At 28.5% G+C, this 21,675-nt stretch carries 26 protein-coding genes and 1 pseudogene; 21 read left to right on the plus strand and 6 right to left on the minus strand.

Going from position 1 to position 21,675, the window contains the following annotated elements; genetic code table 11:
* Positions 1–97 precede the first annotated feature (97 nt).
* The 18 genes from larE to LJD34_RS16350 all read left to right on the plus strand — a co-directional run bounded on the left by larE (position 98) and on the right by LJD34_RS16350 (position 14,900).
* Positions 98–901 carry an ATP-dependent sacrificial sulfur transferase LarE gene (larE, locus tag LJD34_RS02850; RefSeq protein ID WP_200765278.1) on the plus strand — a complete coding sequence of 268 codons (804 nt, stop codon included), beginning with the start codon at positions 98–100 and terminating at the stop codon, positions 899–901.
* Entirely contained in the window at positions 870–1,610 is a 741-nt protein-coding gene (gene larB / locus LJD34_RS02855) for a nickel pincer cofactor biosynthesis protein LarB (protein ID WP_107029360.1), read from the plus strand. The genes larE and larB overlap by 32 nt, the downstream gene beginning before the upstream one ends.
* Positions 1,610–2,404 carry a LarC family nickel insertion protein gene (locus tag LJD34_RS16715; RefSeq protein ID WP_256186556.1) on the plus strand — a complete coding sequence of 265 codons (795 nt, stop codon included), beginning with the start codon at positions 1,610–1,612 and terminating at the stop codon, positions 2,402–2,404. The genes larB and LJD34_RS16715 overlap by 1 nt, the downstream gene beginning before the upstream one ends.
* A 2-nt stretch (positions 2,405–2,406) precedes the next feature.
* Positions 2,407–2,805, plus strand: coding sequence for a nickel insertion protein (gene larC, locus LJD34_RS16720; protein WP_022001584.1), 399 nt, complete (start codon positions 2,407–2,409; stop codon positions 2,803–2,805).
* A 10-nt stretch (positions 2,806–2,815) separates the two neighbouring features.
* Positions 2,816–3,523, plus strand: a complete 708-nt coding sequence (locus LJD34_RS02865) for a class I SAM-dependent methyltransferase (RefSeq protein ID WP_146137616.1) — start codon at positions 2,816–2,818, stop codon at positions 3,521–3,523.
* Positions 3,523–4,461 (plus strand): ABC transporter permease, encoded by a 939-nt coding sequence (locus tag LJD34_RS02870; RefSeq protein WP_022001586.1) that lies wholly within the window; start codon positions 3,523–3,525, stop codon positions 4,459–4,461. The genes LJD34_RS02865 and LJD34_RS02870 overlap by 1 nt, the downstream gene beginning before the upstream one ends.
* Positions 4,439–5,251, plus strand: a complete 813-nt coding sequence (locus tag LJD34_RS02875; RefSeq protein WP_022001587.1) for an ABC transporter permease — start codon at positions 4,439–4,441, stop codon at positions 5,249–5,251. The genes LJD34_RS02870 and LJD34_RS02875 overlap by 23 nt, the downstream gene beginning before the upstream one ends.
* Positions 5,248–6,765 carry an ABC transporter substrate-binding protein gene (locus LJD34_RS02880; RefSeq protein ID WP_107029362.1) on the plus strand — a complete coding sequence of 506 codons (1,518 nt, stop codon included), beginning with the start codon at positions 5,248–5,250 and terminating at the stop codon, positions 6,763–6,765. The genes LJD34_RS02875 and LJD34_RS02880 overlap by 4 nt, the downstream gene beginning before the upstream one ends.
* Complete coding sequence (locus tag LJD34_RS02885; protein ID WP_022001589.1) at positions 6,762–7,493, plus strand: ABC transporter ATP-binding protein; 732 nt, start codon at positions 6,762–6,764, stop codon at positions 7,491–7,493. The genes LJD34_RS02880 and LJD34_RS02885 overlap by 4 nt, the downstream gene beginning before the upstream one ends.
* A 13-nt stretch (positions 7,494–7,506) precedes the next feature.
* Entirely contained in the window at positions 7,507–8,238 is a 732-nt protein-coding gene (locus tag LJD34_RS02890) for an ABC transporter ATP-binding protein (RefSeq protein ID WP_227359136.1), read from the plus strand.
* Positions 8,239–8,338: 100 nt separating this feature from the next.
* Positions 8,339–8,959, plus strand: coding sequence for a TetR/AcrR family transcriptional regulator (locus LJD34_RS02895; RefSeq protein ID WP_117864513.1), 621 nt, complete (start codon positions 8,339–8,341; stop codon positions 8,957–8,959).
* Entirely contained in the window at positions 8,959–9,720 is a 762-nt protein-coding gene (locus LJD34_RS02900; protein ID WP_227359153.1) for an ABC transporter ATP-binding protein, read from the plus strand. The genes LJD34_RS02895 and LJD34_RS02900 overlap by 1 nt, the downstream gene beginning before the upstream one ends.
* Complete coding sequence (locus LJD34_RS02905; RefSeq protein ID WP_117864515.1) at positions 9,720–10,901, plus strand: ABC transporter permease; 1,182 nt, start codon at positions 9,720–9,722, stop codon at positions 10,899–10,901. The genes LJD34_RS02900 and LJD34_RS02905 overlap by 1 nt, the downstream gene beginning before the upstream one ends.
* Positions 10,888–12,033 (plus strand): ABC transporter permease, encoded by a 1,146-nt coding sequence (locus tag LJD34_RS02910; RefSeq protein WP_227359137.1) that lies wholly within the window; start codon positions 10,888–10,890, stop codon positions 12,031–12,033. Before LJD34_RS02905 ends, LJD34_RS02910 begins: the two co-directional genes overlap by 14 nt.
* 142 nt (positions 12,034–12,175) lie before the next feature.
* Positions 12,176–12,418, plus strand: a complete 243-nt coding sequence (locus tag LJD34_RS02915; protein ID WP_107029367.1) for a DUF3781 domain-containing protein — start codon at positions 12,176–12,178, stop codon at positions 12,416–12,418.
* Positions 12,419–12,976: 558 nt separating this feature from the next.
* Entirely contained in the window at positions 12,977–13,420 is a 444-nt protein-coding gene (locus LJD34_RS02920; protein WP_107029368.1) for a MarR family winged helix-turn-helix transcriptional regulator, read from the plus strand.
* Entirely contained in the window at positions 13,420–14,766 is a 1,347-nt protein-coding gene (locus tag LJD34_RS02925; protein WP_227359138.1) for an MATE family efflux transporter, read from the plus strand. Before LJD34_RS02920 ends, LJD34_RS02925 begins: the two co-directional genes overlap by 1 nt.
* Before the next feature lie 5 nt (positions 14,767–14,771).
* On the plus strand, positions 14,772–14,900 hold the full coding sequence (locus LJD34_RS16350) for a hypothetical protein (RefSeq protein WP_264474777.1): 129 nt from the start codon (positions 14,772–14,774) through the stop codon (positions 14,898–14,900).
* Between the two features lie 288 nt (positions 14,901–15,188).
* Here the strand turns inward: LJD34_RS16350 and LJD34_RS02930 are convergent, their stop codons facing one another.
* The 3 genes from LJD34_RS02930 to LJD34_RS02940 all read right to left on the minus strand — a co-directional run bounded on the left by LJD34_RS02930 (position 15,189) and on the right by LJD34_RS02940 (position 17,009).
* Positions 15,189–16,295 carry a site-specific integrase gene (locus tag LJD34_RS02930; RefSeq protein ID WP_117574467.1) on the minus strand — a complete coding sequence of 369 codons (1,107 nt, stop codon included), beginning with the start codon at positions 16,293–16,295 and terminating at the stop codon, positions 15,189–15,191.
* Between the two features lie 65 nt (positions 16,296–16,360).
* Positions 16,361–16,552: a hypothetical protein gene (locus tag LJD34_RS02935; RefSeq protein WP_227359139.1), complete on the minus strand. Its 192-nt coding sequence runs from the start codon at positions 16,550–16,552 to the stop codon at positions 16,361–16,363.
* A 1-nt stretch (position 16,553) separates the two neighbouring features.
* Entirely contained in the window at positions 16,554–17,009 is a 456-nt protein-coding gene (locus tag LJD34_RS02940) for a lipoprotein (protein ID WP_227359140.1), read from the minus strand.
* Positions 17,010–17,096: 87 nt separating this feature from the next.
* On the opposite strand from LJD34_RS02940, the gene LJD34_RS02945 reads away from it, so the two are divergent.
* Positions 17,097–17,249 (plus strand): hypothetical protein, encoded by a 153-nt coding sequence (locus tag LJD34_RS02945; protein ID WP_227359141.1) that lies wholly within the window; start codon positions 17,097–17,099, stop codon positions 17,247–17,249.
* A 135-nt stretch (positions 17,250–17,384) separates the two neighbouring features.
* On the opposite strand, the gene LJD34_RS02950 is transcribed toward LJD34_RS02945, so the two are convergent.
* The 3 genes from LJD34_RS02950 to LJD34_RS02960 all read right to left on the minus strand — a co-directional run bounded on the left by LJD34_RS02950 (position 17,385) and on the right by LJD34_RS02960 (position 19,504).
* Positions 17,385–18,209: a DUF4393 domain-containing protein gene (locus LJD34_RS02950; protein WP_227359142.1), complete on the minus strand. Its 825-nt coding sequence runs from the start codon at positions 18,207–18,209 to the stop codon at positions 17,385–17,387.
* A gap of 29 nt (positions 18,210–18,238) precedes the next feature.
* Positions 18,239–18,787, minus strand: coding sequence for a UPF0184 family protein (locus tag LJD34_RS02955; protein WP_227359143.1), 549 nt, complete (start codon positions 18,785–18,787; stop codon positions 18,239–18,241).
* Positions 18,788–18,910: 123 nt separating this feature from the next.
* A complete protein-coding gene (locus LJD34_RS02960; protein WP_227359144.1) occupies positions 18,911–19,504 on the minus strand; it encodes a hypothetical protein in 594 nt (197 codons plus the stop codon).
* 223 nt (positions 19,505–19,727) lie between these two features.
* Here LJD34_RS02960 and LJD34_RS02965 point away from each other — a divergent pair.
* Positions 19,728–20,831: pseudogene (locus LJD34_RS02965) on the plus strand (NADH:flavin oxidoreductase).
* 402 nt (positions 20,832–21,233) lie between these two features.
* Positions 21,234–21,665: a recombinase gene (locus LJD34_RS02970; RefSeq protein WP_195932886.1), complete on the plus strand. Its 432-nt coding sequence runs from the start codon at positions 21,234–21,236 to the stop codon at positions 21,663–21,665.
* Positions 21,666–21,675 lie beyond the last annotated feature (10 nt).

Genomic DNA, 21,675 nt, shown 5'->3' on the forward strand with positions numbered 1-21,675 from the left:
ATACGATATTTTTTTGAGTAAAATAATAAATATAACTTTTTTCAATGTTAAATGAAGCCTTTAAGTAGAAGTCATAGAGGAGTTTAGGGAGATTTATATGAATAAATTAGAATTATTACAAGAAGAATTAAGAAATTATGGAAAAGTTGCGATTGCTTATAGTGGGGGTGTTGATTCCAACTTTTTATTCCATGTAGCTCTTGAAACATTAGGAAAAGAAAATGTTTTACCTGTTTTATGTCGAGGAGCAATGATGTCAAAAGAAGACATTGAAGGTGCTCTTGAACAATTAAAAGATTCAAATCATGTGGTTTTATCAGTCAATCCATTAGACGTAGAAGCTTTTCATTTTAATCATAAAGATCGTTGTTATCATTGTAAAAGAAGCATTATGTCAAAAGTTATTGCCGTTGCTAAAGAACATGACTTTGCTTATGTTTTAGATGGGAAAAATAAAGATGATGAAAAAGTGTATCGACCAGGATTAAAAGCTTGTGAAGAATTAGGTATTATTTCACCTTTAGTGAACAATGATTTAGCAAAACAAGAAATTAGAGATTATTCTAAACAGCTTGGTATTGTTACTTATAATAAACCATCCAATGCCTGTCTGGCTTCTCGTTTTGACTACAATACAGAGCTTACTTTAGAAAAATTAAAACTTGTTGAAACAGGTGAAAAATATTTACATGATTTAGGAATGCTTCATGTACGTTTAAGAGTACATGGAGATGTGGCACGTCTTGAAGTTGAACCACAAGATTTTATGAAAATCATTGAAAATAAAGAATTGATTCAAAATATTAAAAATCTTGGATTTAGATTTGTAACACTTGATTTAGAAGGAATTAGAAGTGGAGGTTATGATATTGAAAACACTAGAAATTCTACAAAAGGTTAAAAATAATGAACTAACAATTGAACAAGCTCAAAAACTGATTGAACAACCCTTAGATTATGCAACGATTGATTATAATCGAAAAAAAAGAACAGGAAATAATGAAGTAATCTATGGTGCTGGTAAAACCAAAGAACAAATTATTGGGATTGTAAAAAATATGTTAGACCATGATATCCATTCTATTTTAATTACACGTGTCGACCAAGAAAAAAGTGAAGCTATCTTAAAAGAATTTCCACAAATGATTTATGATTCTTTATCGCACATTTGTTATATCGATGAAGATCAAAAAGAAATCAATAAAGGAAAAATTGTTGTTGTTTGTGCGGGAACATCAGACTTGCCAGTTGCTCGTGAAGCTATGCTTACAGCTCAATTTTTAGGTAACGAAGTTGAACTTGTCAGTGATGTGGGTGTTGCCGGTATTCATCGTTTGTTTCATCGTTTAGATATCATTCAAAGTGCAAATGTTTTAGTTGTATGTGCAGGAATGGAAGGGGCCCTTGCTTCCGTTGTTGGAGGACTTGTGGATAAACCAGTTATTGCTGTACCGACATCCATTGGTTATGGTGCTAATTTTGAAGGATTATCAGCTCTTCTTGCGATGCTTAATAGCTGTGCGAGTGGGGTTAGTGTTGTTAATATTGATAATGGATTTGGGGCAGGATTTATGGCTCATACCATTAATTGTTTAGGAGGAAAGAAATAGTGAAAGTATTATATTTTGATTGTAGTAGTGGAATTAGTGGAAATATGACTTTAGGAGCGTTATCTGAATTGATTGATGACCCTCATTATTTAGTTAATGAATTAAAAAAATTAAATGTAGATGGGTATCATATCCATATTTCTAAAGAAAAGAAAAATGGGATTACAGGAACTTATGTTGATGTTCATTTAGAACACGAACATCATCATGAACATGAGCATGAACACTTACATCATGAACACGCTCATCACCATCATCATGAACATCGTAATTTATTCGATGTTAATAAAATTATTGATGAAAGTGAAATTGACGAAAAAGCAAAAGATTTGGCTAAACGTATCTTTTTAAGAGTTGCCAAAGCTGAAAGCAAAGTTCATAATGAAACATTAGAAAATGTTCATTTTCATGAAGTAGGAGCCATTGACTCTATTGTTGATATTATTGGAACAGCGATTTTATTATGTAAAATTAATCCGGATGTTATTTATAGTAGTGTCGTTAATGATGGTTATGGATTTATTGAATGTGCTCATGGAATGATTTCTGTCCCTGTACCTGCAACATCTGAAATCTTTGCAGCAAGTAATGCTATCACTCGACAAATTGATGTAGATACAGAACTTGTTACACCAACAGGTGCTGCAATCATCGCAGAAATTGCGAGTGAATTTACTACAATGCCTGCTATGAATGTTCAAAAAGTAGGTTGGGGAACGGGTACAAAAGATTTGGTAATTCCAAATGTTTTAAAAGTATCCCTTGGAGAAATTAAAAAAAAAACGAAATTATAGTCATGGAAACCAACATTGATGATTGTAGTGGAGAAATGCTAGGTTTTGTAATGGAACAGCTTTTAGATCAGGGAGCTTTAGATGTTTTCTTTACTTCTATCTTTATGAAAAAAAATAGACCAGCTTATCGCTTGACGGTCGTTTGTAATGAAGAAAAGATGGGTCTCTTACAAAAAGTGATTTTTACGCAAACAACAACTATTGGTATTCGGTATCGTAAGGAACAAAGAACTGTTTTAAAAAGACAAATTAAAGAAATCGAAACACCTCTTGGAAAACTTCAAGTAAAAGAAGTAGAAATTGATGGTGAAAAAAGATGTTATCCAGAATATGAAAGTGCTAAAAAATTAGCGTTAAAACATCAATGTTCTTTACAGGAAATATATCATCTTGTTAAATAAAGGAGAATTTATGACAAGTCAGTTAAATAAAATTGCAGATTATTGGAATCAACGTTCTTTTGGTTATTCTTTGGATAACCAAGAAGAACTTTTACATGATCAAGAAAAATGGATAGAATTAATAAATCGTTATCTAAAAATAAATAAAGGAATGAAAGTGTTAGATTTAGGGTGTGGCCCAGGATTTTTTTCTGTTATGCTTACAAATTATGGATGTCAAGTTATCGGTATTGATTACAGTGACAAAATGTTGGAGGAAGCAAGAAATAATGCAGGTAAATTTAAAGCGAATGTCGAATTTCAAAAAATGGATGTTCAAAATTTAGCTTTTCAGGATGAAACTTTTGATTTGGTTATCACACGTAATGTGACATGGAATTTAGAAAAGCCAGTACAAGCTTATAAGGAAATATTGAGAGTCTTGAAAAATAAAGGGCATCTTTTAAATGTTGATGGTAATCATTATTATCACTATCAAGATCGAGATTATAATAGGTCAGGGCATAGTGATCATCAACATATGGAAGGAATTGATGTTTCTATTATTGATAATATTGCTAAAGAATTAAAGTTATCTTATGTTTTACGACCTCAATATGATATAAAAATTCTAAAGGAAATCGGTTTTCAACAAATTGAAAGTGAAATACTTTCAAAAGAAAAAACAAAGGAAGGAAAAGAATTGATTCGTCAATTCTTAATACATGCGATTAAATAATGAAAAGAATTTTATCATTATTTTCAGTTCTTTTCTTGGTGACACTTGTTACCTTTATTATGACAAATTTGGCACCAAGTGATAGTGCTGAAATGTATTATTTATCTAAAGGAATTACACCTAGCGAGGAAGTTTTAAATGAAACACGACATGAAATGGGTCTCGATAAAAATATTGTTGTTCGCTATGTTGACTGGTTGAATGATTTTGTTCATGGTGATTTAGGTTATTCTTATCATTATGGACAAGATGTGAATCAACAAATGTTATCAAAGTTACCAAATACTTTAAAATTAGCGATGTTTTCATTTGTTGTTGTTTTAGCTTTTTCGATTCCTTTAGGAATTTATAGTGCTACTCATCGTCATAGTTTGATTAATTCTATTTTAAAAAATATCTCTTTTTTAGGTTTATCTTTACCTAATTTTTGGTTAGCGCTTCTTTTAATTCTGCTTTTTTCAGTAAAGATTCAATTGTTTCCTGTTATTAGTGGAAGTAGTTTAAAAGGTCTTGTTTTACCTGTTTGTTGTTTAAGTTTTCCGCTGATTTGTTCTTATACAAGAATGATTCAAAATGCTATTTTAGAACAATTAAATCAAGATTATATTATTGGACTCAAAGCAAGAGGAATGAAACAATCAGAAATTTTATTAAAGCATGTTTTACCTCATGTTTTTACGACACTTTCTTCTTTATTAGGTCTTTCTATTGGACATTTACTTGGTGGAACGGCAATTATTGAAACGATTTTTTCATATCAAGGTTTAGGTAACATGGTTGTAGAAGCTATTCGTTATCGTGATTATCCAATTATTCAAGCTTATGCAATTTATATGGCATTGATCTATGTTTTTGTTAATCTATTTGTTGATATTTTTCAACAAGTATTAAATCCACGATTAAGGAGGCGTTTCAATGAAAAGAAAGTTAAAAATTGAGATTGGTCTTGCTGTTTTATTATTACTTATTGCTCTATTTGGTTCTTTTTTAGCGCCTTATGATCCTTTAAAAGTTAATTATGATTTCTCTTTACAACCACCAAGTTTCTTACATATTTTTGGTACAGATAAATTAGGAAGAGATGTTTTTAGTCGTATTCTTTGTGGTGCAAAAACTTCTTTTGGTTTGACTTTTTTGATGTTGTTTTTAATTGTTTTTATTGGAATGATTGTTGGCTTAATTGCAGGCTTGTCTAATGATAAAGTTGAATCTTTTTTTAATAATATAATTAATGGATTACTTGCTTTTCCTGATACGATTTTTGCCATTGCAATAGTAGGAATCGTCGGGGCAGGTCTCTTTAATACAGTATTTGCTTTAGCACTTATTTGGTGGACAAAATATGCAAGATTGACTCTTGCTCTTGTCAAACAAGAAAAGAAAAAGAATTATTTAGTGATATCTAAAATGTCGGGTGTCCCACCACTTCAAAGAATCATTCGTTATCTGTTACCTAATATTTTATCACAAATACTTGTAACAGCTTTTTTAGATATTGGAAATATGATGATTTCACTTGCAGGTTTAAGCTTTTTAGGACTTGCTAGTCAGCCACCACAACCTGAATGGGGAGCGATGCTTTATGAAAGTAAACAATTTATGCAAGTGGCTCCTTGGATGATGTTTTTTCCAGGACTTGTTTTATTTATTTGTGTGCTTATTTTTAATTTATTATCAGAAGATATAAGGGATTATTTAGATCCTAAACATTATGAGGAGAAGTTATGAAGAAAATAAAATTATTACTTTGTTTATTTATGTTAACAACTTTATGTGGATGTTCTAATTCAAACAAAAATGAATCAAGTAAAACACTTAATGCTGCTATGTTTTGGATTTCAACATCTTTAGATCCTACAAATAATTATGATGGTTGGGTTTTAAGTCGTATTGGGGTAGGAGAAACATTGTTAAAACTTAATGAAAAATATGAAGTGGAACCATATCTTGCAAAATCCTATGAACAAATTGATGATACAACTTGGAAATTGACTTTAAAAGATTCTATTACTTTTTCAAATGGTAAAAAAGTAACAGGAGAAAATGTCAAATCATGTTTAGAAAGAGCTTTTGAAAAAAATACAAGAGCGATTGATTATTTTGATTTAAATCATGTTGAAGCAAAGGGGCAAGATATTTATCTTTATTTAAATAAATCAAGTGGGGCAATCTTAAATAATCTTTGTGAACCACTCTTTACTATTTATGATGCAAGTCAAAGTGAAGAAGATATTGCGAGTCATCCAATTTGTACCGGCCCTTTTGTGGTGGATGATTTTGTTTCAGAAAAAACAATCGATACAAGCAAAAATAAAAAATATTACGATGGTAAAGCAAAACTTGATCATGTTCATTTTAGTCAAGTGGCAGATTCTGATGCACGTGTTTTAGCGTTACAATCGGGTGAAGTTGATCTTGCTAATACGATTGATTATTCAAGTTTAAAATTATTTAGAAATAATAAAGATTATCAGGTTTTAGAAGTTTTAGGGCCACGTACAAATGTTATTTATATGAATAATGAAACAACATTTTTAAGTGATTTAACGATTAGAAAAGCTTTATCTTATAGTGTAAATCGTAAAAGTATTGTTAAATTGATTGGGGGAAAAGAAGCAACTGGTCTTTATTCAAGTGCATTACCTTATGGAGATGTTTCTAATGGCTATAGTCTTAATTTAAAAGAAGCCAATCGTCTTTTAGATGAAGCGGGCTATGTTGATACGAATAATGATGGTATCAGAGAAAAAGATGGACAAGAAATCATTTTAAATTATTATGAAAGCGCGGATCATGGTTCAGCAGATGCAAATATTATTGCGCAATCTATGCAAAGTGAAGCAAAAAAGATTGGTATTAAAATTAAACTTAATCAAGTTGAAAATGTGAATGATATTAAAGCAGCAGGAACTTTTGATTTATGTTCGGCTAATGATTCAAGTGCACCTACAGGTGATCCAGAAATCTTTATTCAACAACGTTATTTATCAACGGGTTCAAGTAATACAGGACGTTATAAAAACTCAAATCTTGATAATTTGATTCAACAATTTTCCACAACTTATGATTTAAAACAAAGACAACAACTTGCTATTCAAGCAAGTGAAATGATTTTAGATGATGCTGCCAATATTTATGTTTCTTATGTTCCTTTAAATACGGTAACTTCTTCTAAGGTCAAAGGAGCTATTTGCCATCCGGTTGATTATTATATGATTACAAAGGATATTGATCTTAAATGAGTATATTAAATTATCAAAATTTAACATTGACTTATAATGAACAAGAAATTTTACATCATATAGATTTAATGATTCCTAAAAATCAAATTACAGTTATTGTCGGTCAAAGTGGTAGTGGGAAATCAACATTACTTAAAGCAACAATGGGATTGTTAAGTGATGATGCAAAAATTATAGAGGGTAAAATTTTATTTGAAGAAGATAATTTATTAGAAAAGGATTTAGATTGTTATAGAGGGAAAAAAATAGGCATGATTTTTCAAAATCCTTTAACTTATTTTGATGATTATCAAAATATTGAAGAACATTTCTATGAAAGTTTACATACTCATTTTAAATATTCTAAAAAACAGTCAAGAGAAATAGCTATTCATTATTTAAAACAAATGGGGCTAGAAAAAACTATTTTAAACAAGTATCCTTTTGAATTATCAGGAGGAATGGCTCAAAGAGTGATGATTGCTTTAGTATTATGTTTACAACCTTCACTTGTTTTGGCTGATGAACCGACAAGCAGTTTAGATGTCGTTATTCAAAAACAAATTTTAGATTATCTTTTAAATTTAAAAAAACAAACAACTTTTGTGTTTGTAACACATAATATTCAAGTAGCACGTTATATTGCAGATCAAATAGTTGTTATTAAAGATGGAATGATTGTAGAAAAAGGAAATGTAGAGACTCTTTTTAATGCTCCTAAGCATCCCTATACAAAGTCACTATTATGAAAGGAAAAGAATAATGCGTTTATTTGAAGCTAAAGATCTTACAAAAAAATACGATAAGACTGTTTTAAATCATCTTGATTTTAGCATTGATGAAGGTGAAGTTGTTGGTATTATTGGTGTTAGTGGATGTGGAAAAAGTACCCTTGCAAGACTTGTTTCAGGTATTGAAAAACCTTCTTCAGGTTCTTTATTATATCAAGGAAAAACAGTTGATTTTAAAAAGAGTCGTAAAGATATACAACTTATTCTTCAAAATCCAATTGAAAGCTTTTCGCCACGAATAAAAATCAAACAGTTTCTTTATGAACCTTATCATTATTTTTATCATTTAAATAAAAAAGAAGCGATGACTGCTATTAAAAAGATATTAGAACAAGTAGGTATGGATGAGACTTGTTTGGGAAAATATCCTCATGAATTAAGTGGAGGACAGTTACAAAGAATATCAATTGCTAGAGCATTGATTATACAACCCCAATTACTTATTTGTGATGAAATTACCAGCAGTCTCGATCAAGTGATTCAAAGAGATATTATCGAATTATTAAAACAATGTGTTTATAAATATCATATGGCTATTCTTTTCGTTAGTCATGATCTCTCATTGGTTCATGAGTTTTGCCATCAGGTTCTTGTTTTAAAAAATGATGGAAAAATCATAGAAAAAGGAACAATACAACAATTATATAAAAGTGAAAATGAAGTTGTACAAAACTTATTAAAAGCAGCTTATTTAAGTGGTTAGGATATTTTGAAATATCCTTTTTTCTTTACAATGACAAGAAGATATTGTTATAATTATAACAAGAGTTATATATAACGTTAGTTATAGAAAGGAGGCTTTTATGCCAGCAAAAAGAAAAACACAAAAAGAAGATATTTTAAAAGCAAGTATTTCGATTATTAGCCATGAAGGACTCAATGCTTTAAATGCCAGAAAGATTGCAAAGAAATTGGGCTGTTCAACACAACCACTTTTTTATATTTATGAGAATATGGATGTTTTAAAAAAAGATGTGATAGATGAAATTGTAAAGATTTTTGATCGAGAAGTTTTAAAAAGTGAAACAGGTCAATTAGAATACAAGGATATTGGAATCAATTATATTCGTTTTGCTAAGGAAGAGCATGAATTATTTAAAATTATGTTTAACCGAAAAATAAATGAAGGAGCATTTGATTTTATTGATTTAACAGGATCAGCAAAGACAATCCTTGAAACAATCTCTAAACAAACGGGTATGTCAAATGAAGATGCCAAACAATTCCATTTAAGAATGTGGTTATATGTCAATGGGATTGCTAGTTTAGCAGCCAATCAGACCGTTGAATTTAATGATGAAGAAATTATAGATTTGTTGAAGGATCAATATGTTTCAATGCTTCTTTATGAAGTAAAAAAAGGAAATGTAAAAGAAGAAATTTTGGTACAACTTGCAAAAAAGAATAAGGAAGGAAAAGAATGATGGAAAAAGTAATAGAGGTTTCACATCTTACAAAAGAGTATAAAAATTTAAAAGCAATTGATGATTTATCCTTTAATGTTTATCAAGGAGAAATTTTAGGATTATTAGGACCTAATGGTTGTGGAAAAAGTACAACTATTAACTCTATTTTATCATTACTTAAATATCAAGAAGGATTTATTAAGGTTTTTGGTAAAGAGATGAAACCTGATTCTTATGATTTAAAAGCAAAGATAGGAGTTATTTTTCAAGAAGTAGCTGTTTTTGATGAATTGAATGTTTATGATAATATCAATTATTTTTGTGGTTTATATATTCGAGATAAAAAACAAAGAAAACAATATGTTGATGATGCAATTAGCTTAGTAGGATTAAATGATTTTAAAAAGTTCTTACCTAAACAACTTTCCGGAGGTTTACTTCGAAGATTAAACATTGCCTGTGGGATTGCCCATAAGCCTAAACTGATCTTTTTAGATGAACCAACTGTTGCAGTTGATCCACAAAGTCGTAATCATATTTTAGATGGTATAAAAAAATTAAGAGATCAAGGGGCTACAATTGTTTATACAACACATTATATGGAAGAAGTAGAAATACTTTGTGATCGTATTATTATTTTAGATAAAGGAAAGATCATTGCTCAAGGAACAAATGATGAATTAAAGAAAGAAGCAAATATTGAGGAAAAGATTGAACGTGTAGGTCCAACTCTTAATGACGTTTTTCTAAAATTAACAGGAAAGGAATTGAGGGATTGATGTTTATTCATAATCTAAAGTATACAGTTAAAATACTTTTTAAAAATAAAGTTCTTATTTTTTGGATGTTTGCTTTTCCTATTATTTTAGGTATTTTCTTTCACATGGCTTTTGAAAATATTGAAAAAGACGAAGCTTTACAAGTTTTTGATATTGCAGTTATTGACAATAAGGAATATCAAAACCAAACAATTTATCAAGAAACCTTTAAAGAGCTTTCTGATAAAAAAAATAAGGATCAGTTATTTCATATTCATTATGTAAATAAAAAAGAAGCGAATCAGCTTTTAGAAGATAATGAAATAGAAGGATATGTTCTCTTTAATAAACAAGAACCACAAATTGTGATTAAAGAAAATGGTATGGAACAAACAATCTTGCAATTTGTTATGGATGAAATTAAACAAAATAAGAGGATGATAGAAGATTTAACAAAGAAACAAATTGAAGATGAAATACAACAAGGAAACTATAATTTTAATGTTCAACAAATTGTACATGATATTCTTCAAAAGCTCAATAACCAAGAAGTATCTTTAAAAGACACATCAAGTAGTCATTTAAGTTATATGCAAATTGAATATTATACCTTAATTGCCATGGCTTGTATGTATGGTGGGATGTTAGGTTTAACAGCTATTAATAATCAATTGGCGAATATGTCCGCTAAAGGGAAAAGAGTTTCTGTTTCACCAAATAAAAAAGGAATACTTGTCTTATCTTCAGCACTTGGTTCTTATTTAGTAAGCCTTGTTGGTTTAGCAATTCTTTTAATCTTTTTAAAATTTGGTTTAAATGTTGAATTTGGTAGTCAATGGCTTTATATAATCATTCTTTCTTTAGTTGGTGATTTAGCAGGTATTTCGATGGGAATATTTATTGCTTCTGTTTTTAGAGTTTCTGAACAAGCAAAAACAGGAATTAATATTGCGATTTCTATGTTTTTCTCGGTTCTATCTGGGATGATGGGTGTTACTTTAAAATATGTTATTGATAAAAATATACCTATTGTTAATCTTATCAATCCTAATAATTTGATTACCGATGGTTTTTATGCTTTATATTATTACAATACATTTAATCGATATATCAGAGATATTTGTTGTTTAGGAGTATTTATTATTGTATGTTTATTTATTTCTTTTAGGGCTTTAAGGAGGGAACAATATGATTATATTTAGTACCGTTTTTAAAATCTTAAATAAATTAAAAGGAAACTTAATTCTTTATACAGTGATCTTACTTGCAATTACATTATTTAATACAACTTCTGGTAATATGAATCATTATGAGGCAACAAAACCAGATATTTTGATTGTAAATAAGGATCAAAACAATGAAATAACCAAAGGATTTGTTTCGTATTTAAAAGAACAAGCGTCATTAAAAGATATTGACATCAATGATCAAGAAAAAGTAGACGATGCATTGTTTTATCGTGATATAAGTTATGTTGTGTATATTCCTGAAAACTTTGGTGATGATCTTGTAAATGATAAAAATCCAACGATTGAATATAAATCAAATGGTAATGAAAATGCATCTTTTACCCAAATGTTAATTGAAAAATATATAAAGACAGTCAATCTTTATAAAGAACATTATCAAGGTAAAGCTTTAAATCAAAAAGTCAAACAAGTGATTAACCAAAAAACAAAAGTAAAACTCAACACATCCTTAGATAGTTCTAAATTGAATCAAGTAAATGTTTATTTTAATTTCTTAAACTATGCCTTACTTGCTGGGGGAGTTTATTGTATGACAATGATTCTTGCAAGTTTAAATCAAGAGGGTGTACGTAAAAGAACAATTATGAGCAGTTTTTCATATCGTAAATATAATTGGATTGTTTTTGCTTCTTTAGGTCTTGCTTCTTTTATTGTATGGTTAGCCTATATGATTATTAGTTTTATCTTATTTAAAGAAATTATGTTAAGTGGGAATGGGATTGCTTATATTTTAAATTCATTTGTTTTTTCAATATGTAGTTTGGCCGTAGGATTCTTAATTGGAACTATTACCCATAATAAGCAAGCTATTGGAGGTATTGTCAATGTTGTTGCTTTAGGAACATCGTTTCTTTGTGGATGCTTTGTGCCAATGTCATTTATGCCAAGTTATGTTTTAAAGATTGCTCATATTTTACCAACGTATTATTTTGTACAAAATAATGAACTTATTAAAACATTAGAATATTTTAAATTAGAAACATTACAACCAATAATTATTAATGGTATTATTGTTTTAGGATTTACCTTAAGCTTTGTTTTGATTACCTTAATGATTAGTAAAAGAAAACAAAAGATTGGGTGAGTGTATGAAAGAATTTCTATTAATTGTTGTCATTGTTATTTTGATGAATACAAAGAAACAAATATCAAAAGATCGTTATTTAAGTTTAGGAATGTTAATGGGAAGCAATAGGATACTATTTTAAAAAGGACAAGTAATAAAAATGGAAAAGAATGAATTGTTAATAAATATTTACAAAATTCACACAACATATTTAGGTATATCAAGAATTAAAAGAAATTTAGGAATTGAAGAAGATGTTGTAGAATTTTGTAAGAATAAAGTTTTAGATAAAAAGAGTTTGATATATCGTAAAGGGAAAAACTGGTATATTGAAAATGGTGCTATAAAAATAACAATTAATGCAACAAGCTATACCATTATTACGGCACATATAATAAAATAGATTTTCACAAGTTGTGCACATTATGCACATTTTATTCACATTGAAATTAAAATATAAAGTTAGGTTATCATCATTTTGATATAGGACAATCATATGGTAATGAAAAAGGTATAGGCAAAGATATCCGTAAACATGTCAAGTAACCAAAGAAAGTATTGTCCAAACCATTGAAACAACGGGACTGGGTTATTTAGATAGGATGATTATTCATAGAGCTTAACCTTAGGAGAAAGTCAATCAAAGCGATGATTGTTATCTAGAAGGAAATAAAATTGCTTGTAAAGCTTTAGAAGATGTTTATAAGGAAGGAAAGTTAAAAGTAATTTGTGAAATTTTATATGAAGAATTTCGTGCAGAACACATGGATTTTATTGATGGTCTAGCTACTAATACTTCTATTTTAGATGAAGATTAAAAAGTGTTGTTATTTGGGTTTTCTATAGAGCGTAACGATTAAAAGATATTGACAATTTGTTAGTATCTTTTTTCTTGACAATCTTTTTTATAATTATATAATTACCAATGATAATTAACATTGGTAATTAATAGGAGAAATTAATGAAAAGCGAAAAAGTAAAAGAAATGTTAGATAGCTGTTACATGGCTAAAAGGATTTTAGATATGTTGCCTAAACTTCCTGAAGGAGTTTTACCATCCTATGTACGTTATTTAGAAACGATTATCGAACTTGAAGAAAAAAATCAAAAAGTGAAGGTTTCAGATGTGAGTGAAGTTTTAAATCTTCCTCGTCCGGGAGTTACACGTACAATTAATGCAATGGAAGAAAAAGGATATTTAAAAAAAGAAACAGCTAAACATGATGGACGTGTCACTTATGTGACCGTTACAAAAGAAGGAAAAATGATTTTTGAAAAATACAATAAAGATTATTTTCAAAAATTAGCCTTGTGTTTGAATCATGTTTCTAATGATGAAGCAGATTGTATGATTCAAACTATTGAAAAGTTTTATGAAATTATGTGTGAAGGGAGAGAAAAATAATGGATCACTCTAAATCGGATTTTACACAGGGAAGTATTTTAAAAAAATTAACGTTGTTTATGATTCCTGTTTTAGGTGCGCTTATTTTACAAGCGGCTTATGGAGCGGTTGATTTACTTGTTGTTGGAAGGTTTGGAACAACAGCAGGACTTTCAGCAGTTTCTACAGGAAGTCAAGTTTTAAACTTGATAACATTTGTGGTAACACAATTTGCGATGGGAATTACAGTTTTAATTGCAAGATATATTGGTGAAAAGAAAATGAATTCGATTGGTGCTTTAATAGGAGGAGCAACGGTAGTTTTTGCAATTATTTCTGCAATTATATTTGTAGTTATGATTACGTTAGCATCACCAATTTCAACTTTAATGCAAGCACCTAAAGAAGCACTTGGTTTAACTGCTACTTATGTAAGAATTTGTGGGGCAGGTATTTTCTTTATTGTTGCTTATAATCTATTATCAGCAATCTTTAGAGGTTTAGGCGATAGTAAATCACCTCTTTTATTTGTGGCAGTTGCCTGTGTTATTAATATTATTGGTGATTTAGTTCTTGTTGCAGGATTACACTTAGATGCAGCAGGAGCCGCCATGGCCACTGTCTTTGCCCAAGCAATCAGTGTTGTGTTTGCTTTAATGTTATTATTTAAAAGAAAATTACCATTTAAAATTACAAAGCATGATTTTAAAATCAATCCACATTGTGTTCAAGCTTTAAAAATTGGATTACCATTAGTGCTTCAAGAATGTTTAACACAAATTTCATTTTTAGCTTTATGTGCTTTTATTAACCGTTTAGGATTAGAAGCATCATCCGGTTATGGTGTTGCTTGTAAAATCGTTAACTTTGCCATGTTAGTACCAAGTTCATTAATGCAATCAATGGCTTCTTTTGTTGCCCAAAATGTGGGTGCTGGTGATGAAAAAAGAGCAAAACATGCAATGTTTACAGGAATGGGTATTGGCTTAATAATTGGTGTTGTTGTCTTTATCTCAGTTTTATTTAAAGGAGATTTACTTACAAGTATTTTTACAACAGAAAAAGCCGTTATTTTACAAGGGTATGCTTATTTAAAAGGATTTGCTATTGAAACAATTGTAACAGCAGTATTATTTAGTATGGTTGGTTATTTTAATGGTCATTATCAAACGGTATGGGTCATGGTACAAGGACTTATTCAAACACTTCTTGTACGTTTACCACTTTCTTACTATATGTCAATTCAACCACATGCAAATTTAACAAATATTGGTTTAGCTGCACCAATTGCGACAATTGTTGGTATTATACTAAATGTATGTTTCTATATTTATTTAAGTAAAAAAATGAAAAAAGAAAATGCTTAGGAAGTGTGAAAAACACTTCTTTTTTAATAAGAAGAATTTTTTGTGTTGAAGCTACTGTTGCCATTGCTGTTGCAATTGAAGAAGCTGTAAATATTGATGAATATTTTATTGCTCTATCTTTACAAGTACACTGAAAATTAATGGATTTTCAGTGTAATTGTAAAACACCTGTTATAAGTATATTAGATGAAAAAATGCTGAATACGTTTTAATCAGCATTATTTTTATTTATAAAATTTTCCATTAAAAAATCTTTAAATTGTTTTTTATGTACATCATTATCCGCAATTTGAATACGTCCACCAAAACCGATGATCCATGAATAAAATGTACTATTTATAATGTGTCTTACTTGGACTATCTATTTTCTTTTTATTATGATAAAAAACGTTGATATATCAATACTTTCAGCTGATTACATATTAGTTGATTTTGCTTTTTGGCATACTTTTGACATCTTTTGTTTTGAAAACATCGTTTACAGTATCTAATTTCTTGTTTTCTTTTAGATGAGTATAGATATCTAAAGTAGTCTTAATATTACTATGTCTTAATAATTCCTGGGTAGTTTTTATATCTACATTATTTTCATATAAAGTGGAAGCAAATGTATGTCTTAGGTCATGACAAGTAAACCCATATTTATTTTTTAAAATCCTATTAAAATAGCTAACATAATAGAATTGATTATTTTTTTGACAAATATATTCATTATGATGCGTTTTCAAATATTCCAATAATATTTCTTTTAATTGGTTATTCAAAGGTATAGTGTCTTTTGATTTTTTTGTTTTCAATTTTGAAACAACTTTATATTCCTTTATATTCCTTCCTGAATAGATCAATTGATTATGAATGTTTATTTCATTATTTTCAAAATCAATATCACTTTCTTTCAATGCTAGAATTTCAGCGATTCTCATGCCTGTATAATATCCAATAGCAATGGTAATTGCATAGCTATCATCCAACTCATTATATGCTTGAATAAAAGTTTCAAAAGGAACTATCTTTTTTTCTTTTTCTTCTTTTTCAGCCCATTTAAATGTTACAAGGTTCATGGGTGAACTGTCTATATATTCCATTTTAATTGCAAATGAAGTTACATTTTTAACGATGTATCTGACAGTTTTAACTGTTGAAAATGTCATTTCTTCTAAGCTATTGAAAATACTTTGTAAAAAAGCATAATTGCTGAACAAGTTTATTTTAGAATTTCCAAACGAGTTTTTTATATACTTGTCAAATGTAACTTTCTTTCTTCTAATTGTGTTTAATGATAAGTTTTTTCCTTCAGATTCCATAAATTCTTCAAACACATCATTAAATGTTTTATTTGTTCCTTGATTCAAAGTGCCTTTTTCTTTTAATCTAGCCTTCATTTCAGTCTCATGTATCTGTGCCTCTTTTTTTGTTAAAAACCCACTTTTAGAATAATACTTTCTTTTGTCAAACATGTCTCTGTAATAAAAATAAACTTGATAAGTATATCCGTTTTTTGCTTTTTTTGCAGGTCTTTTTCTAATCATATATCACGACTCCTCTCATATTTTGTATAATAAAACGCCCATAACGAAAAAAACAGGCGTAATATCTAATTTAAACTTCTAAACTTGTCTATCTTGAAAGCTTCTATCATTTGCATGATGTCATCCATATCTTCAGGAGATATCTCATGATCAACAGCAAATATTGAATTTTCATAGACATCTATATAAGAATCCAGCATATCAGGATGATTATCATAAATGTAATCCAGGTTTTTATCGTGGTTGGTATTTTTCATATTATTGTTTCTTTAGTTCAACTACTTTGCTGACACCTTGCATAGAAGCGGTAAATGAAAGAATATCATTTTTATATGTAAATTCTTTTGTATCATCATTTGAAGCTAATAGTGCATTTTTAGTTTTTTCATGGTCATTATTAGATACCCATGAATATTCACTATTGGCAGTAGTAGGAGCATCATATGAACCAACCCAATAAGTTGCTTTTGTTTTTCCTTCATCCGTCACCCAATCGATAGAAATAACGTTATCAGAAATTGTAGCTTCCATCCATGTGCCCTCATTTTCATCTGATTTCCAAGTCCCTGTTAAATTTAAAGGTTCTTTCTTTTCTTCTTTTTTTGTTGTAGTTGTTTCTTTTGAAGATAAATTGTCTTTTGAACTGCTATTTCCACATGCAGTTAGAGATAGAACTAAAGTTCCAATTAATACTAGACTTAATAATTTTTTCATTTGTTTTTCCTCTTTTCTTAATATTTTTATAATTTGAATTGATACCATATATTAGCTATACTTATATCAAAGAAAGGTGGTATAAGTATGAGTGATATTTATATTTATATTTTAGTAATTTTAATTACAGTTGGTATATGCAGCTTATTCGGTGTTTTTTATGTTTCAAAAGTCATTTCAAATCAACGCAGGCTTGAAAATGAGATAATTGAAACAACTAGAAAGGCAGTGAAAAAATGAAATTGATAATATGCACATTGTTATGTATAGGTACTATTTTCATATGTTGCAACATCATTAGCCATCAATTAGAAACAATTGTACTGAAACATGAGATAGAACTGATTGAGTTGGCTAAAAAAGAACTATCAAAAGTTATAGACATAGATCAATAAAATTTTTTCCTAAAGGGGTTAATTCTAGGATTCCTTTTTGAATATCAAAATCTCTACATTCAAAATCAGGGTTCTCTATATTTTTAAGTATTTCTTGTTTTGTGTTTTTAAAAAAAACGTTATCTTTATAAATTTGATAGAAATTGTTATCAGTAAGCCAGTTCTGAAAATCAAGGCTGACAAGACCTAAACGTTGTAAATTAATTAACGAATCAGAATATTTGCGTATATTATCTGGATTATCGTGAATAAATACATATTTTTCATAATATTTTTCGCCAATAGTTTTTAAAATAAGCCTATAATTAACGATAGGTAACGCACTTGTTTTCTTATCTCTAAAAAGAGTAAGAATCATTGCTTCTTTATGAGATATTTGTTTAATTGCTTCAACAAAATATGGTGAAATCTTGTCATTATCTCTATCATCACATGATGCAGCAATTAATTTTGCAAACATTTCTTTGAATTGTGCTTCTTCATAGTAATATTTAGATGCTTCAATAGCAGGACCAATGATATACATTGTTGGTTCCTTTAAATTGTCTTGAGGAATAGCTTCAATGTTTTTATTTATTTCTTTTTTGAATTCTTCTAGATTTTTTTCTTGTCTAATTTTTTGCATTTGTCCCCATACACCTAACCATCCAAAAACACCATCAACTAAAAGTCCTATGTTTTCTCCAATACTTTTTGAAGTTGGTCTAACAATATCGCTAGCTACATCTTTTCCTAACTTTGCTGCTTGTTTTGCGCTTTCTACTGCAAATGTTGTTTCGCATAATTGTTTATCTTTTTCATCCATTTACAATCCCTCCTTCCTCTTAATTTTGATTATTTTTTGTATTCACCATTTTTTCTTGTTTTTTTGTTTTTATCTTCTTCATTTACATAAATATGAACATTTGTTTGATTTTTTTCTTTTAATAAACCTATTATTTCTTGATTTTGTTCTTTCAGTTTTTCAATTTCGCCATGCAAATCTTCATTCAATGGATTTAACGATTCCAATTTATTGGATATTTCATCAAGTTTACTATTAATGTCATCTTTAAATTGAATGGTCTCCTCATTACTTTTTCTTGTTTGTTGTATAGATTCACCTATGCTAAATAATGAAATACCAAATGCTAAAATAGCAAATCCATTATAAATACCAGAATTATTTTTTATTAAGTGACAAAAAAATTGTATAAGGTTGCTAATCATAACTACGAAACCAAAAAGGGAAAATAATAGACTGAGCGTAATGAATATATTGTCCAAATTATTATTGATGTACTCTTTTACTGAGAGTGAGTTGTTTTTTTTATAGTCAATAATAAAATATCCAATAAAAATAAATATAAGTATAATTACAATAATACTAATGATTGTATTCATTATCTTAACCTCCTAAAATTTTCTCATTCAGTGAATACCAGACTTTAAAGGTATTCTTTTTTTATTAAATCGTCAAAATAAGTTGTTTTTATTAAGACTAAATTTATTTTTTCACAATTCATTTTAATTATTTATGTTTGTCATAACACCATAAAATTTATTTGCTTTTTCAAGTGAAGATAATAAAAATACTGTATTTAATCCTGTTTTTGATTTCATGTAAATATTTGCATATTCACAAATAGGATAGCGTACGTTATTTTTATATCTTTTATCAGGATTGCCATTTTTATTTACATACTTCCATGTATAATTAACTATTTTTGTATCATTAGGAACTTTTTGAGATTCAACAAATGTTGTTGATTTTCCATCAAATTCAATATCATCATATGGTATAGCACCGGCTTTATTATTTGATATTATTATTAATCTATCAGGGAAAATGTAATAAGATACTTTATTTGCATCAAAACGTATAGTATTGATATTTGTTTGTAAATAGAATGGTATTTTTTTGACAAGCTTTACTTTTTCTCTTGAAATATAATTTTTTGCTCCAGATGCAATTTTTTTATTTTTTACTTTTGATGTTTTTGTTTCAATCCATAAGCCATCACAACTAAGTAATGAATTCCATGCATTTATTTTTTCTTGAAGGACATCTTTAATATCATCTGTTATTTCATAAGTAATATCGATTTTTCTAAATAACATAAGATGTAATTTACCAATGAGTGCCATTAATGCAAATACAATAAAAAAAGGTAAGATGATAGTTAATGATAGACATATAATCAATGAGTAGTTATATATTTATATAAAATTTTAACATAAAAAAATGGATTTAAAAATTAATTTCTCTATATTTTGTTTGATACCACTTTTGCATAATGCTATGATTAAGAGAAAAAAAGCAAACGCTTAGGAGGAAAAAGAAATATTTGATAAATTATTTGAACCGATACAGATTCGTGGCATGGAATTAAAAAATCGTGTTATGATGTCTGCGATAGGCACGCATGAAAGTGTGGAAAGTGAAGGCAGAAAAAGTGTTATAGATAAGTTGATTGCTTATCATGTAGCACGTGCTAAGGGTGGCAATGGTTTAAATACGGTTGAGGTTACTGCTGTTGACAAAGCAAGTGCACATTTTGGATTTTTATTTATAGCTGAAGATAAGTATACTAATGGCTTAAAAAAATTAAATGATGTAGTACATGATGCTGGTGATAAAACATGTATTCAACTTTGGCAAGGAGGTTTAGCTGTTGCTTTAGATTAAAAAGCAAAAATTCTAGTTCCAAATGATATACCAGTAAATGCAGAATATACTATGCAAGAAATTACTTTTGAGAGATTATTAGATGTCATTAATAAGTTTGGTGAGGTAGCTAAATGTTCAGTTGAAGCTGGATTTGATTTTTTAGAATTTCATTGTGCTCATAATTATTTACCACACTCAATGCTTTCTAGTGGAATCAATCATCGAAGTAATGAATGGGGTGGGAGTTTTGAAAATCAATAGAAATTTCCACTTTAATGTATTAAAGCTATTCGTCAAAATATACCAGAAGACATGCCTCTATTTTTGAAAATAGATTGTCATGATGATATGCTTGAAAGTGGATTAATTCTTAAAGAAGTGATTGACTTTTGTAAAGATGCCAAAGAATATGGTGTCAATGTTTTAAATATATCACGTGGAAATATTATAACAGCTGTAACTCTTTATGAAGTAGCTCCTGTAGATATTAAAAATGGATTCAATGTAGAAGATGGTGAACGTATTCGTAAAGAAACAGGAAAGTTTACAATGCCTTGTGGACGTATCAATACTCCTGAAGTTGCTGAAAAGATATTAGAAGATGATAAAGCAGATTTAATTGTAATGGCGCGTGCGCAACTTGTCGATGCAAATTTTTGTAATAAAGCTAAAAATGGTCAAGTGAATCAAATTCGTTATTGTATTGGATGTAATCAAGGCTGTTATGATTACTTTTGTAATTCTTTGTATAATCCAAGTATCAAACATATTACGTGAATAAGAAATCCAGGATTATTAGAAGAAGCAACAGATAGTCTCTCTATGACTTTACATCCTAAAAAAGTTGTTATTGCAAATGGAAAAGAATATTTATAAGATGGTGTTATTATGGTAGTTGTTTTAAATCAAATGACACAAGTGATTATGAAAAACTTGACATATCAACTCATATTATTGGTGATTGTAAAAAAGCAAATTTTGCTTTGATGCGTTTAGAGATGCATGTTATGCAGTATTAGATATTAATAAATAATAATAAAACAGGATGAACAACAATTCTGTTGTAATATTCCTGTTTTTAAATTATTTTTAGAATTAGTATGGAACAATTATTAAATATGATAAAATTAGATAAAAGAAAGTTGATTATAATAGTTTAAAACCAAAGGAGATATGTCTATGTATTTTAAAGAACCGTTTGACAAAGAAAAAATTGAAAAACAACATGAAGAATTATTAAATATTTTTAAAGAAGATCTTTCAAATCTATCTGATAAAACAATTAAGAAACATGTACAAAATGTTGATTTTTTTATCAATGAATATTTATTAAATCGTAATAATGCAAATTATGAAGAAGTTAATAATGAAGTTGATTTGTTCTTTAGAGATTTCTTTATTAAAAAATGTATGTGGTCTTCACCAAATTCTATAAAAGAAACAGCAGCTAGTTTTAAAAAGTTTTATAAATCAATGATGAATCATGATAAATTTAAAAAAGATGACTATAAATGTTTATGCGATACCATTAAAGATGAAATGAAATCTTGGCAAGAATCATGTGATTACTATGATAGTGGAAAACCAAATTGGGATCCATTTAAATTTTAAAGGTAGGGTA

The sequence above is a fragment of the Faecalibacillus sp. MSK20_93 genome (genome assembly GCF_020589945.1).
Lineage (GTDB): Bacteria > Bacillota_I > Bacilli_A > Erysipelotrichales > Coprobacillaceae > Faecalibacillus > Faecalibacillus intestinalis.

Coding starts and splice junctions, on each gene's coding strand:
- larE (WP_200765278.1), top strand. CDS start 98: ATGAATAAATTAGAATTATTACAAGAAGAATTAAGAAATTATGGAAAA.
- larC (WP_022001584.1), top strand. CDS start 2,407: ATGGAAACCAACATTGATGATTGTAGTGGAGAAATGCTAGGTTTTGTA.
- LJD34_RS02865 (WP_146137616.1), top strand. CDS start 2,816: ATGACAAGTCAGTTAAATAAAATTGCAGATTATTGGAATCAACGTTCT.
- LJD34_RS02870 (WP_022001586.1), top strand. CDS start 3,523: ATGAAAAGAATTTTATCATTATTTTCAGTTCTTTTCTTGGTGACACTT.
- LJD34_RS02875 (WP_022001587.1), top strand. CDS start 4,439: ATGAAAAGAAAGTTAAAAATTGAGATTGGTCTTGCTGTTTTATTATTA.
- LJD34_RS02880 (WP_107029362.1), top strand. CDS start 5,248: ATGAAGAAAATAAAATTATTACTTTGTTTATTTATGTTAACAACTTTA.
- LJD34_RS02885 (WP_022001589.1), top strand. CDS start 6,762: ATGAGTATATTAAATTATCAAAATTTAACATTGACTTATAATGAACAA.
- LJD34_RS02890 (WP_227359136.1), top strand. CDS start 7,507: ATGCGTTTATTTGAAGCTAAAGATCTTACAAAAAAATACGATAAGACT.
- LJD34_RS02895 (WP_117864513.1), top strand. CDS start 8,339: ATGCCAGCAAAAAGAAAAACACAAAAAGAAGATATTTTAAAAGCAAGT.
- LJD34_RS02900 (WP_227359153.1), top strand. CDS start 8,959: ATGGAAAAAGTAATAGAGGTTTCACATCTTACAAAAGAGTATAAAAAT.
- LJD34_RS02905 (WP_117864515.1), top strand. CDS start 9,720: ATGTTTATTCATAATCTAAAGTATACAGTTAAAATACTTTTTAAAAAT.
- LJD34_RS02910 (WP_227359137.1), top strand. CDS start 10,888: ATGATTATATTTAGTACCGTTTTTAAAATCTTAAATAAATTAAAAGGA.
- LJD34_RS02915 (WP_107029367.1), top strand. CDS start 12,176: ATGGAAAAGAATGAATTGTTAATAAATATTTACAAAATTCACACAACA.
- LJD34_RS02920 (WP_107029368.1), top strand. CDS start 12,977: ATGAAAAGCGAAAAAGTAAAAGAAATGTTAGATAGCTGTTACATGGCT.
- LJD34_RS02925 (WP_227359138.1), top strand. CDS start 13,420: ATGGATCACTCTAAATCGGATTTTACACAGGGAAGTATTTTAAAAAAA.
- LJD34_RS02930 (WP_117574467.1), bottom strand. CDS start 16,295: ATGATTAGAAAAAGACCTGCAAAAAAAGCAAAAAACGGATATACTTAT.
- LJD34_RS02935 (WP_227359139.1), bottom strand. CDS start 16,552: ATGAAAAATACCAACCACGATAAAAACCTGGATTACATTTATGATAAT.
- LJD34_RS02940 (WP_227359140.1), bottom strand. CDS start 17,009: ATGAAAAAATTATTAAGTCTAGTATTAATTGGAACTTTAGTTCTATCT.
- LJD34_RS02945 (WP_227359141.1), top strand. CDS start 17,097: ATGAGTGATATTTATATTTATATTTTAGTAATTTTAATTACAGTTGGT.
- LJD34_RS02950 (WP_227359142.1), bottom strand. CDS start 18,209: ATGGATGAAAAAGATAAACAATTATGCGAAACAACATTTGCAGTAGAA.
- LJD34_RS02955 (WP_227359143.1), bottom strand. CDS start 18,787: ATGAATACAATCATTAGTATTATTGTAATTATACTTATATTTATTTTT.
- LJD34_RS02960 (WP_227359144.1), bottom strand. CDS start 19,504: ATGTTATTTAGAAAAATCGATATTACTTATGAAATAACAGATGATATT.
- LJD34_RS02970 (WP_195932886.1), top strand. CDS start 21,234: ATGTATTTTAAAGAACCGTTTGACAAAGAAAAAATTGAAAAACAACAT.